The sequence below is a fragment of the Aquisalimonas sp. 2447 genome, from assembly GCF_012044895.1.
Lineage (GTDB): Bacteria > Pseudomonadota > Gammaproteobacteria > Nitrococcales > Aquisalimonadaceae > Aquisalimonas.
The window spans coordinates 1,203,351-1,216,080 of the sequence record NZ_CP050695.1 but is presented as its reverse complement, the minus strand read 5'-3'; the positions used below and the strand labels follow the sequence as shown (position 1 = coordinate 1,216,080).

The following is a 12,730-nucleotide window of genomic DNA, read 5'->3' as shown; positions in this document are numbered from 1 at the left end:
AACACTAGTGTGGCACCCAGGGCCGGTGGCCGTCATGTCTCGCCGACGCGTTCCGCGAAGTCTCACACGTTCAAGGCGTGGTGAGTACAATGCCCCGCTCCAATACCAACACGCGCAAACCCACGGATGTGCCCATGACCACCGTCCGCGTCCTGATCCTCTACTACAGCCGCCACGGCGCCACCGCTCACATGGCCGACCAGATCGCCCGGGGCGTGGAAGCCGTCGCCCGAGCCGAAGCGCTGGTACGCACCGTCCCTGCCGTCTCGCCGGTGTCCGAGGCCACCGCACCGCCGGTGCCGAAGGACGGACCGCCCTACGCCACCCTCGATGAACTGGAGCAGTGCGACGCGCTGGCGCTGGGCAGCCCGACCCGCTTCGGCAATATGGCGGCACCGCTGAAACACTTCCTGGACGGCACCTCCGGCCAGTGGCTCAGCGGGGCCCTGGCCGGCAAGCCGGGGGCCGCTTTCACCTCCACCGGCTCGCTGCACGGTGGCCAGGAAACCACGCTGCTGACCATGATGATGCCCCTGCTTCACCACGGCATGCTGATCACCGGGCTACCCTATACACAGCCGGAACTGCACCGCACCCACAGCGGCGGCACGCCCTATGGCGCCAGTCATGTCGCCGGCAGCGATGGCGATGCCGCCCACACGGAGGACGAGGAGCGCCTGTGCCGGGCCCTCGGACAGAGGCTGGCGGTCACTGCAGCGGCACTGGCACACGGGAGACAGGCATGAACTCCGTGCGGCTGACCCACCGCCTGACCATCACCGCCCACCTTGGTCTGATCATCCTGCTTTTGAGCTGGCCTACCTGGCTGGCTCCCCCGGCAAACCCGGGACTGGTGGCGCCTCTGCTGTTACTGGCCGTGGGACCACTGGCCGCGGGGGTACGGGGCATTCTGTACGGCAGACCGTACACTTGCGCCTGGACGAGTCTGCTGTCCATGGGGTATTTCGTCCACGGTGTGGCCTACATCAACTCGCCTGATATCACCCGTTGGCTGGCCGGCGCGGAAATTGTGCTGAGCCTGCTGCTGTTCCTGGGCTGCGTCCTCTATGTACGGCTGACCCGGGATCAGGGCTGACCCCCATCACGCGCCGGGCCGAACCTCAGAGAGCCTGCCCTTCCGCCTCCAGCACCTTGCGGATGAACGGCACCGTTAGCCGGCGCTGTTCGGCCAGCGCGGCGCGATCCAGCGTCTCCAGCAGGCCAAACAGGGAACGCAGATCCCGGGGCTGTCGCCGCATCAGGTACTGGCCGGCCTCCGGAGGCAAATCCAGCCCCCGCAGCTCCGCGCGGTGGCGCAGGGCGGCCAGTCGCTGGTCGTCGTCCATGGGATGCAGCCGTTCCATCAGCCCCCACTGCAGGCGGGAGAGAAGGTCGGGGAGCTGCAGACCGATGGCCTCGGGGCGGTCCACCGCCGCCAGAAGCAGCGGTGTACCGGCATCGCGCATGCGGTTGAAGGCGTGGAACAGCGCGACCTCCCAGGCGGAATCACCGGCCACGGCCTGGATGTCGTCCAGGGCCACCAGGCCGAGCTGCTCCATGCCATCCAGAACGTCGGTGCCACCGCCGAGATCGGCCCCGAGGGGCAGATAGGCGGCCGGCACACCCTGTTGACTGCACGCACGGGCTGCCGCCTGCAGCAGGTGGCTCTTGCCGGTGCCCGGCCCCCCGCGCAGGTAAACGGACACCTCGTCCCCGGCCAGCAGGCGCTCCACGGCCGCGACGGCCTGCCGGTTGTCCCCGGCGAGGAAACTCTCCACGCTGGCAGAGTCATCCCAGCGAATGCCGAGGGGCAGCTGGATTGGCAACGATGACGATGACGGCCCCACGCGAACCTCCGGAGAGCTGGCACAGCAAGTCCGGGCCCTCGGCCCGGCCGATGGAGGCCGCCATTGTACGTCGGCCGCCGTCACTGAAACACTGAATACTAACCTTTCGGCAGCTCCTCTGGCGTTGGCAATGACGTACGGGATTTGTGTAGTCTCTGTACCGCACGACGCCGACGAGGTTTTCGATCCACACTCATACCTTGCCAGAAGGAGCCGTTCCCTTGCGCATCCGAAACCTGTTCCTGAGTGGTTCCCTGATCGCCGCGCTGTGCGCCCAGGGGGCCCTGGCCGACACGCTGGTACTGACCAACGGCGACCGCATCACCGGCACTTTCGTGGAGATTGAAGGCGGCAAGGTCAGCTTCAAGCCGGAGAATGCAGACCAGACCTTATCGTATCCCCTCGACCTGGTGGCGCAACTCCGCACCGATGACATCATTCAGGTTCTGATGGAAGACGGCACCGAGGTCAGAGGTCGGGCCGTGGAAGGCGAAGACGGCGAGATCCGCCTGGACAGCGAGCAGTTCACCGACCCGGTCACGTTCCCGGTCACCGCGATTCAGCGCGGCACCGGCCCGGACACCCCGGTGCGCCAGCCGGTCAGGACCACCGGCAATATCAGCCTGGGCGTCCGCGTCACCGACGGCAACACGCGCAGCCAGACCTATAGCGGCACCGCCGACGCGACGGTCCGCACCGACGTCAACCGCATCCGCTTCGCCGCCGACTTCAACCGTTCCGAGGAAGGCGGCGAGGAAACCGTGGACAATGCCTCCGGCTCCGTGCGCTACGATCATTTCGTCTCGGACCGGTTCTACCTCAACAGCAACGTCTCGCTAGCCCGTGACCGCTTCCGCGACCTGCGCCTGCGGTCGACGGTGGGTGTTGGCCTCGGTTACCAGTTCTTCGAGTTCCCGACGCGCAACCTCTCTGCCGAACTGGGCGTCAGCTACGTCAACGAGGATCGCTACGAGGACGAGAACGAGTCCAACCCCGCCGGCCGCTGGGGCATCGATTACGAGGAACGTTTCGCCGGCAACGGCATTCGTCTGTTCCACAGCCAGACCGGTCTGGTTAATCTCGAGGATACCGAGGACGTGGTCATCAGCAGCCGCACCGGGGTACGCTTCCCGTTCGTCATCGGCATGACGGGCACATTCCAGGTCAATGTGGACTACGAGAACCAGCCCCCGCTGGACAATCGCCGCATTGACACCGCGTACATACTCACCGCTGGCTACAGCTGGTAAGATCCGGCGATCAGGCCCGCCGGTGCCGCCATCAATGGCGGCTCCGGCGGGCCTCAGCCTCCGAACCGGAACAGGTAATCGGGACGTAGGGCGTCTCCATCGGCGTCATCATTCCCCGAAGCGTCCTCCACTTCAGTGAGCATGCGGCCGCTGCGCAGGCGCTCCAGGGTGCGGTCCGTCAGCCCCTGGATCCGCAGACGGAAATCAACTTCCCGCTCGCCGACCCGCACCGGCTCCACGGCGTCCACGTCACGCAATCCCGCCAGATACTGCGCCACCTCACCGTAGCCCCGCAGGTCGTTGATGTCCTGCACACGCAGGGTAAAACTCCCTACCGCGTCGGGGTCCGGCACACGCGCATGCAAGCTGGCCAACTGGGTCACACCCTGGTTCACGGCATCCGCGAGCCCCGCCTCAAGGTCCGGCGCCTCCACCGTCCACTCGTGGGAATCGCCTTCCCAGAACATGGCCCACCGCATACGCCAACCGTCACCCCGGCGAGCAACCCGACCAACCAGAACCGCTTCGGCGTCATACCGCTCCGAGGCGTCAACCACCGGTCCACGGAAACCACCCCAGATGTCCGAGGAGCTGACCGCACGCTGGTCCTCCAGGTCCATGAGCGGGAACAACAGCGGCAAACCCGCAGCGCTGGACGCACGGCGCAGAACGTCCTGCAGTTCACCGCTCTCATCACCACCAAGGATGCGGCGGTCACCGCCCCGGTCCATGGCCACCCAGGCGATGGTGCGGGGCCGCGCGTCCACCGACCAGATGGGCACTTCCGCCTCCACCAACCGCCCCTGGATCGCCGGACCATCGAAGCGAACCATCAGTTCCAGTCCATCATCGGTGTCGTCGTAGCCGTACCGCTGAACGAAACGCCCCGGGTCACCGAGCAAGGACGACAGATCCGGATGCTGCTCCGGCACCTCCAGCCCGGTAAGCCGCACCAATATCCCGCGCAACCCCTCCCGGGTGGCGTCATCCCGCTCATCGGCGGACTGGCTGTCCACCGCAACACGGGCATCGAACATGCTGCTGGCGCCGAACCCCAGAGCCGGGAACAGGCACAGCAGAAGCAGACACAACAACCGTTTTCCCATGAATTCCTCGCAGTTGGGGAACGCTACCGGTTCAACAACATGTCCTGAAAAGTGAATTAGCGAGACAATACCACGCCGGTCACGCCGGATGCTCAGCGCCGGCCGATGGGCTACCATACGCGCCTGATCAGGAATCACCGCCCAATGCTAGGAGAAAACGCCTTGGCTTCCGACACGACGCCATCCGGCGACGGCCTCACCTATCGCGACGCCGGTGTGGACATCGACGCCGGCAACAGCCTCGTCGACCGCATCCGCCCGGCTGTGGCCCGCACCCAGCGCCCGGAAGTGCTCGGCGGCCTGGGCGGATTCGGTGGCCTGTTCGCCCTGCCGGTGGATCGCTACCGCGAGCCGGTGCTGGTCTCGGGCACCGACGGTGTCGGCACCAAGCTCAAGCTCGCCATCGAGACCGGGCGCCACGACGGCATCGGCGTCGACCTGGTGGCCATGTGCGTCAACGACATCATCGTTTGCGGTGCCGACCCGCTGTTCTTCCTGGACTACTACGCCACCGGCCGGCTGGACGTGGACGTGGCCGCCACGGTGGTGGAGGGCATCGCCCGCGGCTGCGAGGACGCCGGCGCCGCCCTGATCGGCGGCGAAACCGCCGAAATGCCCGGTATGTACGCGGACGGCCACTACGATCTGGCGGGGTTCTGTGTCGGCGCCGTGGAGCGCGCCGACATCATCGATGGCAGCCGCGTGAACGAGGGCGACGCACTCATTGCCCTGGGCAGCAGCGGGCCCCACTCCAACGGCTACTCGCTGATCCGCAGGATAATCGAACACAGCGGCGCCGGGCTGGATCAGGAGCTGGACGGCGGCACCCTGGGATCCGCACTGATGGCTCCCACCCGAATCTATGCCCGCAGCGTCCAGGCCCTCTGCCGGCAAGTCCACGTGCGCGCCATGGCCCACATCACCGGCGGCGGCCTGCCGGAGAACCTCCCGCGGACACTCCCGGATCACTGCGGTGCGGTGATCGACCCCGACAGCTGGACCTGGCCGCCGGTATTCACCTGGCTCCAGCAGCAGGGTAACGTCGCCACCGCCGAGATGCTGCGTACCTTCAACTGCGGCGTCGGAATGGTGATGTGCGTGCCGGAGGCAGAACTGGAAACGGCGCTGGCAGCCCTGCGCAGCGCCGGCGAAAATGCCTGGCGCCTCGGTCATGTGGAACCGGCCGGCGAGGCCCGGGTCCGCTTCCAGGAGGGGGCATGAAGGCAGCACCGCTGCCGGTGGTGGTTCTGGTGTCCGGCAGCGGCAGCAACCTGCAGGCAGTGATCGACGGCCAGCGGTCCGGCGAACTGCCCATCGTCATCCGCGCGGTGATCAGCAATCGCGCCGACGCCTACGGCCTGGAACGCGCCCGGGCGGCCGGGATCACCACGGAAACCCTGGATCATCGCGAGTTCCCCGACCGCGAGAGCTACGACGCGGCCCTGCAGCAGCGCATTGACGCCCACACGCCCGGGCTGGTGGTCCTGGCCGGCTTCATGCGCATCCTCACCGACGGTCTGGTGGAGCACTTCCGCGGCCGGATGCTGAACATTCACCCATCCCTGCTGCCGGCCTTCCGCGGACTGCACACCCATCGGCGTGCCCTGGAGGCGGGCCATGAGCAGCACGGCTGCAGCGTGCATTTCGTCACCCCGGCCCTGGACGCCGGGCCGCTGATCATCCAGGGCGTTGTCTGCGTGCTCCCGGAGGACACCGAGGAGCAGCTTGCAGCCCGCGTGCAGCAGCAGGAGCATCGCATCTACCCGCTGGCGGTGCGCTGGTGCGCCGAGGGGCGCCTGCGCCTGGACGGCGACACCGCCATGCTGGACGGCCGCCCGCTGGAGGCGCCGGTGCGAATCGGACCGGAAACACCGCTGCCCGCGTAATGTCTCCTCAATGCGGGGCAACATCAGTAACCACTGCGGGAGTTCGGTATGGCCCTGAAATGCATCCACGTGGTTCTGGTGTTGTGCCTGACCAGCGGGACTCTTGCGGCACAGCCCTTCCGCGGCGGACTGCCAGCCCCGGTGGACGGCGGCACCGGGGGTGTGCTGACACCGGCACCCGGTCTGAACGGACCTACCGACGACCTCGGCGGCCGCGCGTTCATCACTCACGCCCGCCTGCGGGATTTCCAGTTCACCTCGATAGGCGCCGGCCTGGTGGTGAACGACCGCTGGGAACTCAGCGCCTCGCAGCCCAATCTCGGCGTGGGTAGCAGTGACGATGTGCGCCAGAATGTCTTCGCCGCCCGGGTGCGGCTGCTGGGGTCCGCCCGCCGGCCGCTGGCACCAGGTGCCAGCCTCGGCGTCAGCTACCGCCGCCAGAGCGATTTTGGTCTGGAAGGCAGTCTGGGTGCGGCAGAACCCCGGCGACGGGATGACTGGGACGCCCTGGCCACGGTGGGTGCGGGTCAGCGTCTCGGCGGCGACCGCGCCGTGCGCTTCCACGCCGGCGCCCGCTGGACCCGCGCCAATGCCGGGGGACTGTTCGGGTTCGGTGGCGCCGACGGCGACAGCCGTACCGTGCAACTGGAGGGCGGGATTCACGCCGCGCTCTCCCGGTCCGTCCATGTCGGCGGCGAGTACCGTCAGCAACCGGATTACCTCACGGATGATCCCGGTGACGCCTGGTGGGCTGCCTATGCGAGCTACGCGATAACGCCGGAGGTGCAATTCGGCGCTGGCTGGATGGATCTGGGTCGCATGGCCGGCGCGCCCCGCCAGGACGGACCGTTCCTGACCCTGCGCGGGGGCTTCTGAGCAGTGGATCACATCTCCCGTCAGCCGCCGTGGGAGGCTCCATCCCACCGTGCTAGCGTGTCCGCTCAATCCGGCTCAAAAAGGAGCGATGCATGACACTTGTCTCTGGCCGTCGCGGGCTTGCGGCCGTTGTCATGACCACCGTCATCGCCCTCCAGCCGTTGCGGGCCGGCAACCTCACCCTGTCGGTTACCGGCGCTGACGGAGAACCACTCCGCGACGCCGTCGCCTATGTCGAGTCCTCCGAACTGAGCGTTCGCGTCGATGACGACGCGCGCCCCGAGGGCGAGGTCGACCAGCGGAATCAGCAATTCCTGCCGCATGCACAGGCCATCCGGCGCGGCACCTCGGTTCGCTTCCCCAACAACGACCAGGTCCGCCACCACGTGTTTTCCTTCTCCGAGGCGAAGACCTTCGAACTGCGGCTGTTCGCCGACGAGGCGCCGCGACCGATTCACTTCGACACCGCCGGCGTGGTGGTCCTCGGCTGCAACATTCACGACCACATGATCGGCTATCTGCTGATCGTGGACACACCGGTATTCGGCAACGCTGACGACGACGGGGTCATCCGGCTGGACGGCGTTCCCGACGACCCGGAAGCGACCCTGCGGGTCTGGCATCCGGAGCTCGGTGAGGATGACATGGGCATGACGGTGGACATGAATGGCGACACACGCGTGGCTGCGTCCATGAATGTCACCGACACCCCACCTCCGGAGCCACGCGGTCTGCGCGATCGTCGCCGCAATCTGCAGGACCGGTTCGACTAGCGCTGTCGGTGACTCATCGGGGCAACCGCGTGATGCGAGACCAACGAGACCAAAATCCACCGCGATTCCGCACCCGCCTGATCCTGCTGCTGGTGGGGTTGCTGGTGGCTGCGCTGGGCGTGACCACCGCGGCCGTACTCACCACCAGCGCAGCCTCGATCGAAGAACAGGCCCGTGAGGAACTGGCGGTGGGTGGCCGCGTGTTCCAGTCCCTGGTGGCCGCCCGCGAGGAACAGCTCCTCGACAACGCCGAACTGCTGGCGGACGACTTCGGCTTCCGCGAAGCCGTGGCCTCCGGCGACGCGCCGACCATCGCCTCCGCCCTGCGCAACCACGGGGGGCGCATCGGCGCGGATGCCGCCATGGTTGCCTCCGTGGACGGCGACATGATCGCTGACGCCGAAGGCGAGCGGAACGCCCGGTTCCCCTTCCCCGAACTGCTGGAACGGGCGGAATCCGACGGCAAGGCCGCCGCCATCGTGGTGCTGGAGAATCGTCCGGTGCAGCTGGTACTGGTCCCGGTGCGAGCGCCACAGCACGTTGCCTGGACGGCGCTGGGTTTCGAGCTGGACGCCCCGCTGGCGCGGCATCTGGCGAATGTCACCGGGCTTGAGGTGAGCTTTGCCGTTGCCGCCCACGATGGCGCACCCTATCTGGCAAGCACGTTGCCCCAGGGCGCGCGACAGGCGTTGACCGACGCTCTGACGGGAACGTGGCCGCTGGCCATGCAGGGCGACGTTCTGCCCCTGGGCAGCAGTGACTGGTTCACTTTGACGCAGGATCTCGGCGTCGAGAACAACGTCACCGCCATCCTCCAGGGCTCCGTCGCCGCTGCCATGGCCCCATACCAGGAATTGCGCAACCAGCTACTGGCCATCGCCGGGGCGGCGCTATTGGCGACGCTCCTGGCCGGTACGCTGTTTGCCCGTCGCCTCACCCGCCCGGTGAACGCCCTGGCGGATGCCGCAGCGCGCATGGCAGCGGGCGATTACTCCACGGCGGTGGCCAGGCAGCGCGACGCCGAGTTCCGCCAGGTCGCCGACGCCTTCGACGGCATGCAGAGCGCCATAGCACAGCGCGAATCCCAGATTCTCCATCAGGCACGTCACGATCCGGTGACCGGGCTTCCCAACCGCGGCCATGCCCTGGATCTCCTGCAGGACCGCACAAACGGGGCGGCGACGGGTCAGGAACTGCTGGTTGTCGTTTTCCGTATCGCTGACTTCCGCAGCATCAACGACCAGCTCGGGCAGAGCATCGGCGATGCCGTTCTGCAGGAGATGGCCCGGCGCATCGAAACGGTGGGTGATCCGGTGCTGTTCGGCTCCCGCCTCGGTAACCGCGAATTCCTGCTGACCATCGACGGCGACACCCGGAGCTGGGACGAGGAGCGCCTGCGCGGCCTCCTGAGAACGCTGGGCGCGCCCATGCACCTGCGTGGCGTCCAGGTACAGATGAGCCTGCAGGGTGGCCTGGCCCGCTTTCCGGAACACGGCACCGACGCCGCCACCCTGCTCCGTTGCGCCGAACTCGGGCTGACGCGGGCCCGGGGCGCCGACACCGCACTGGCGAGCTACCAGCCTGGTGACGATGAAGCCCATCGCCGTCGGCTGGCGCTCATCGCCGCGCTGCCCGGCGCAGCCGAGGCGGGGCATCTGCACGCACTGTTTCAGCCACAGATCGCCCTGGACGACGGGCGCCTGCTGGGCCTGGAGGCGCTCATGCGCTGGGAGGATCCAACGCTGGGTCGCGTCCCCCCTGACGAGTTCATTCCACTGGCCGAGCAGAGCGGTCATGTGGGCACCCTGACCCGCTGGATGCTGGACCAGGCCCTGGACCAGTGCGCGCAGTGGCGTCGTGCGGGGCGTGACCTGCACGTGTCGGTCAATCTGTCCGCCCGGGATCTTGGTGATCCGGGCCTGCTTCACGCCGTGGTGCAGTCCCTGGCCACTCACGCCGTGCCTGCAGCCGCACTGGTGCTAGAGGTCACTGAGACCACGCTGACCCACGACCCCGCCACGGCGGAATCCACACTGGGGGGCCTGCGGGAGCTCGGAGTTCAGCTGGCCATCGACGATTTCGGCACCGGTTACGCCTTCCTCGGCCAGCTCAAGCGCCTTCCGGTCCACGAACTCAAGATCGACCGGGAATTCGTCATGGAGCTCAATGACGCCGATATCGCCATCGTGCGGAGCAGTATCGAGCTGGGGCACCGGCTGGGGCTGCGGGTGGTCGCCGAAGGCGTGGAAAACGCGGAGATCCAGCAAGCCCTGCGCGGATTCGGCTGCGACATCGGGCAGGGATACGGCATCGCCCGGCCGATGGCGGCGGAGGCCCTGAACACGTGGATGGCGGAACGGGACGAGAATGCGGGCCAGCCGGCCAGAGAGCAGCGTGGCGGGCGGCGTTAAGAGACGAGGCCGGAAGACAAGGCGAACCGCGATACTCACCAACACAAGGAGAACCCGTTATGGGCGGATGGGGGAGGCGTACTAGCTTCGCGCTGGCGCTGGCGGTATGCAGCGGCACGGCGACCGCCGGTGGCCAGTTACTGGCCACCGGCGGGCTGACGCAACTGGAAGGGAGCGCAGGCGGGGGCATCGTGCCCTGGGCTGTACTGGCCGGTTACGGCACTGCGGAGCAGGTCGGCGGCACCGCGTTCATCACCCACGCCAATCTGGCGGACTACCAGCTCAACGCCGCCGGCGCGGCAGTGACGTTCGGCAACCGCCTGGAGCTGTCCGCGGCGCGGCAGGTCCTGACCCAATCCCGCGGTGAGGCCCCCCTGGACAACCCGCTGCAACAGGACATCATCGGGGCGAAACTTCGGGTCGCGGGCGACCTGGTGTATACCGCCGTTCCACAGATTGCCGTCGGCATCCAGCACAAGCGCAATCGCGGCGACGACATCGGCGAGACCCTCGGCGCCGAGCGCATGGACGACTGGGACGCCTACGTCGCCGTCTCCCGCCTGTTCCTGGGTGCGGCGTTCGGCCGCAACGTGCTCCTGAACGCCACTGTTCGCGGCACCCGGGGCAACGAACTGGGACTGCTGGGCTTCGGCGGTCCGGAAAACGACAGCCGTGAGCTGCAGCTCGAGGGCTCGGCGGCGCTGTTCCTGGACCGGCGCACGGCCATCGGCTACGAGTACCGCGCCAAACCGGACAACCTCGGGCTCGGCGAATCCGACTGGCACGACGTATTCATCGCCTACTTCCCGAACAAGTCCCTGGGCGTGGCCGCTGCCCTCACCGACCTGGGCCGCATCGGCGGGCTATCCGGGCAGAAGGGGCTGTACCTCTCCGCTCAGGGAAGCTTCTAGGAGATCATCATGATCAAACGTTATAGCGCAGTAGTACTGGCGGCTCTGGCTCTGCTTCTGGGTGCCTGTACCAGCGCTCCGGAGCCGGCGGAGGACGACAGCCTGTACCAGGCCCTCGGCGAGCGGGACGGCATCGAGCGCATGGTTGAGGAGCTGCTGTTCCGCATTTCCGAGGACGCCCGGATCGTCGACCAGTTCCAGGGCATCGACGTGGCGCGTTTCGAGCGCACGCTCACCGAGCAGATCTGCGAGCTCAGCGGCGGCCCCTGCACCTACTCCGGCGACGACATGGTTACCGTGCACCGCGGCCGCGACATCACCGAAGCAGACTTCAACGCCCTGGTGGAGAACCTGATCGAGGTCATGGAGCACCAGCACGTGCCGGTGTCAGCACAGAACCGACTGCTGGCGAAACTGGCCGCCATGCGCGGGGACATCATCCGGCTGTAATGCCGGCGAGACGATCGGGCTCAGGACCGTGGCAGCGTGACACCACTCTGGCCCATGTACTTGCCGCCCCGGTCCTTGTAGGAGACCTCGCAGATCTCGTCGGATTCCAGGAACAGCATCTGCGCCACACCCTCGTTGGCGTAGATGCGCGCCGGCAACGGCGTGGTATTGGAGAACTCCAGAGTCACGTGGCCTTCCCACTCCGGCTCCAGGGGCGTGACGTTGACGATGATGCCGCAGCGGGCGTACGTGGACTTGCCCAGGCAGATGGTCAGCACCGAACGGGGAATACGGAAGTACTCCACCGTCCGTGCCAGGGCGAAGGAGTTGGGCGGGATGATGCACACGTCCGACTGCACGTCCACGAAGCTGCTCTCGTCGAACTGCTTGGGATCGACAATGGCGGAGTTGATATTATGGAAGATCTTGAACTCACCGGCGCAGCGGACGTCGTAGCCGTAGCTGGAGGTGCCGTAGGAGATGATCTTGCCCTTGTCCGGCAACTCGCGCACCTGGCCCGGCTCGAACGGCTCGATCATGCCCTCCTGGGCCATGCGCCGGATCCATTTGTCTGACTTGACGGACATTCCCAACCCCCGGAGCAAATGGCGGATTGTACCCCCACGACATTCGGGAGCCAACGCATGAGTGAACACACTCCGGAAGACGGCCCCAGGCTGCCGCCCAGACCGCAGCCGCCGGACCCTTCGGAATGCTGCAACAACAGCTGCGACCCCTGCGTGTTCGAACTCTGGGAGGATGCCGTAGACCGCTGGGAGGCCCGGTGCGAACGGATTCTGGCCCGCTGGCGGGAGCGCCACGGAGAAGACCAGGGATAAGCCGCGCACGCCGCCTGCTCCACGCTGGACCTGGCATGCCGGGGACCGTAAGGTAGAGCCGTCCCCGATACAGAATGCGCTGGGCCAAGCATCCAGCCCGACGCCCGCCCCCGCGGGCAGACAGAGGAGAACCCCATGCAAGGAACAGTGGCGCTGATCAATGCCGACGACGGCGTCGTCGCCATCAAGACGGAGCACGGCGAATACTCCATCCTCGGGGTCCTGGAAGACGACGCCCTCGCGGTGGGCGACGTGATCAGCGGCGACCTGGAGCAACTCGACTACCAGGTCATGGAGAACACCACCCGCGGGACTCAGATCTCGGTCTACGTGGAAGACACCGAGCTCTCCCTGGAAGACGCCCGGCTCAAGCTGGATTAA

General features: G+C 67.0%; 15 protein-coding genes. 12 read left to right on the top strand and 3 right to left on the bottom strand.

The window, feature by feature from the left end:
• Nucleotides 1-89 precede the first annotated feature (89 nt).
• A complete protein-coding gene (gene wrbA / locus KU884_RS05650; protein WP_254432186.1) occupies nucleotides 90-746 on the top strand; it encodes an NAD(P)H:quinone oxidoreductase in 657 nt (218 codons plus the stop codon).
• Nucleotides 743-1,096 carry a DUF2069 domain-containing protein gene (locus KU884_RS05645; RefSeq protein WP_167781700.1) on the top strand — a complete coding sequence of 118 codons (354 nt, stop codon included), beginning with the start codon at nucleotides 743-745 and terminating at the stop codon, nucleotides 1,094-1,096. Before wrbA ends, KU884_RS05645 begins: the two co-directional genes overlap by 4 nt.
• A 25-nt stretch (nucleotides 1,097-1,121) precedes the next feature.
• On the opposite strand, the gene hda is transcribed toward KU884_RS05645, so the two are convergent.
• Nucleotides 1,122-1,847 (bottom strand): DnaA regulatory inactivator Hda, encoded by a 726-nt coding sequence (gene hda, locus KU884_RS05640; protein ID WP_167781699.1) that lies wholly within the window; start codon nucleotides 1,845-1,847, stop codon nucleotides 1,122-1,124.
• A 221-nt stretch (nucleotides 1,848-2,068) separates the two neighbouring features.
• On the opposite strand from hda, the gene KU884_RS19155 reads away from it, so the two are divergent.
• On the top strand, nucleotides 2,069-3,097 hold the full coding sequence (locus tag KU884_RS19155) for a YdiY family protein (protein ID WP_167781698.1): 1,029 nt from the start codon (nucleotides 2,069-2,071) through the stop codon (nucleotides 3,095-3,097).
• Between the two features lie 53 nt (nucleotides 3,098-3,150).
• Here KU884_RS19155 and KU884_RS05630 read toward each other — a convergent pair whose 3' ends face one another.
• Nucleotides 3,151-4,203, bottom strand: a complete 1,053-nt coding sequence (locus tag KU884_RS05630) for a DUF2066 domain-containing protein (RefSeq protein ID WP_167781697.1) — start codon at nucleotides 4,201-4,203, stop codon at nucleotides 3,151-3,153.
• Between the two features lie 162 nt (nucleotides 4,204-4,365).
• On the opposite strand from KU884_RS05630, the gene purM reads away from it, so the two are divergent.
• The 7 genes from purM (at nucleotide 4,366) to KU884_RS05595 (ending at nucleotide 11,510) form a co-directional block, all read left to right on the top strand.
• Nucleotides 4,366-5,424, top strand: a complete 1,059-nt coding sequence (purM, locus tag KU884_RS05625) for a phosphoribosylformylglycinamidine cyclo-ligase (RefSeq protein WP_254432185.1) — start codon at nucleotides 4,366-4,368, stop codon at nucleotides 5,422-5,424.
• Complete coding sequence (gene purN, locus KU884_RS05620; protein WP_167781695.1) at nucleotides 5,421-6,089, top strand: phosphoribosylglycinamide formyltransferase; 669 nt, start codon at nucleotides 5,421-5,423, stop codon at nucleotides 6,087-6,089. Before purM ends, purN begins: the two co-directional genes overlap by 4 nt.
• A gap of 48 nt (nucleotides 6,090-6,137) precedes the next feature.
• Nucleotides 6,138-6,965: a DUF3034 family protein gene (locus KU884_RS05615; protein WP_167781694.1), complete on the top strand. Its 828-nt coding sequence runs from the start codon at nucleotides 6,138-6,140 to the stop codon at nucleotides 6,963-6,965.
• Between the two features lie 92 nt (nucleotides 6,966-7,057).
• Nucleotides 7,058-7,738 (top strand): methylamine utilization protein, encoded by a 681-nt coding sequence (locus KU884_RS05610; RefSeq protein ID WP_167781693.1) that lies wholly within the window; start codon nucleotides 7,058-7,060, stop codon nucleotides 7,736-7,738.
• A gap of 32 nt (nucleotides 7,739-7,770) precedes the next feature.
• Nucleotides 7,771-10,149, top strand: coding sequence for a bifunctional diguanylate cyclase/phosphodiesterase (locus KU884_RS05605; RefSeq protein WP_167781692.1), 2,379 nt, complete (start codon nucleotides 7,771-7,773; stop codon nucleotides 10,147-10,149).
• A gap of 59 nt (nucleotides 10,150-10,208) precedes the next feature.
• A complete protein-coding gene (locus KU884_RS05600; RefSeq protein ID WP_167781691.1) occupies nucleotides 10,209-11,060 on the top strand; it encodes a DUF3034 family protein in 852 nt (283 codons plus the stop codon).
• A 9-nt stretch (nucleotides 11,061-11,069) separates the two neighbouring features.
• A complete protein-coding gene (locus KU884_RS05595; RefSeq protein WP_167781690.1) occupies nucleotides 11,070-11,510 on the top strand; it encodes a group 1 truncated hemoglobin in 441 nt (146 codons plus the stop codon).
• A gap of 20 nt (nucleotides 11,511-11,530) precedes the next feature.
• Here KU884_RS05595 and dcd read toward each other — a convergent pair whose 3' ends face one another.
• Complete coding sequence (gene dcd / locus KU884_RS05590) at nucleotides 11,531-12,097, bottom strand: dCTP deaminase (RefSeq protein WP_167781689.1); 567 nt, start codon at nucleotides 12,095-12,097, stop codon at nucleotides 11,531-11,533.
• A 57-nt stretch (nucleotides 12,098-12,154) separates the two neighbouring features.
• Between dcd and KU884_RS05585 the strand changes: the two genes are divergently transcribed.
• Nucleotides 12,155-12,349 carry an oxidoreductase-like domain-containing protein gene (locus tag KU884_RS05585; RefSeq protein ID WP_167781688.1) on the top strand — a complete coding sequence of 65 codons (195 nt, stop codon included), beginning with the start codon at nucleotides 12,155-12,157 and terminating at the stop codon, nucleotides 12,347-12,349.
• A 135-nt stretch (nucleotides 12,350-12,484) separates the two neighbouring features.
• Nucleotides 12,485-12,730: a hypothetical protein gene (locus KU884_RS05580; RefSeq protein ID WP_167781687.1), complete on the top strand. Its 246-nt coding sequence runs from the start codon at nucleotides 12,485-12,487 to the stop codon at nucleotides 12,728-12,730.

What these genes read in the sequence shown, in the direction of transcription:
- wrbA (WP_254432186.1), top strand. Translation starts at nt 90, where the DNA reads ATGCCCCGCTCCAATACCAACACGCGCAAACCCACGGATGTGCCCATG.
- KU884_RS05645 (WP_167781700.1), top strand. Translation starts at nt 743, where the DNA reads ATGAACTCCGTGCGGCTGACCCACCGCCTGACCATCACCGCCCACCTT.
- KU884_RS05630 (WP_167781697.1), bottom strand. Translation starts at nt 4,203, where the DNA reads ATGGGAAAACGGTTGTTGTGTCTGCTTCTGCTGTGCCTGTTCCCGGCT.
- purN (WP_167781695.1), top strand. Translation starts at nt 5,421, where the DNA reads ATGAAGGCAGCACCGCTGCCGGTGGTGGTTCTGGTGTCCGGCAGCGGC.
- KU884_RS05615 (WP_167781694.1), top strand. Translation starts at nt 6,138, where the DNA reads ATGGCCCTGAAATGCATCCACGTGGTTCTGGTGTTGTGCCTGACCAGC.
- KU884_RS05610 (WP_167781693.1), top strand. Translation starts at nt 7,058, where the DNA reads ATGACACTTGTCTCTGGCCGTCGCGGGCTTGCGGCCGTTGTCATGACC.
- KU884_RS05605 (WP_167781692.1), top strand. Translation starts at nt 7,771, where the DNA reads ATGCGAGACCAACGAGACCAAAATCCACCGCGATTCCGCACCCGCCTG.
- KU884_RS05600 (WP_167781691.1), top strand. Translation starts at nt 10,209, where the DNA reads ATGGGCGGATGGGGGAGGCGTACTAGCTTCGCGCTGGCGCTGGCGGTA.
- KU884_RS05595 (WP_167781690.1), top strand. Translation starts at nt 11,070, where the DNA reads ATGATCAAACGTTATAGCGCAGTAGTACTGGCGGCTCTGGCTCTGCTT.
- dcd (WP_167781689.1), bottom strand. Translation starts at nt 12,097, where the DNA reads ATGTCCGTCAAGTCAGACAAATGGATCCGGCGCATGGCCCAGGAGGGC.
- KU884_RS05585 (WP_167781688.1), top strand. Translation starts at nt 12,155, where the DNA reads ATGAGTGAACACACTCCGGAAGACGGCCCCAGGCTGCCGCCCAGACCG.
- KU884_RS05580 (WP_167781687.1), top strand. Translation starts at nt 12,485, where the DNA reads ATGCAAGGAACAGTGGCGCTGATCAATGCCGACGACGGCGTCGTCGCC.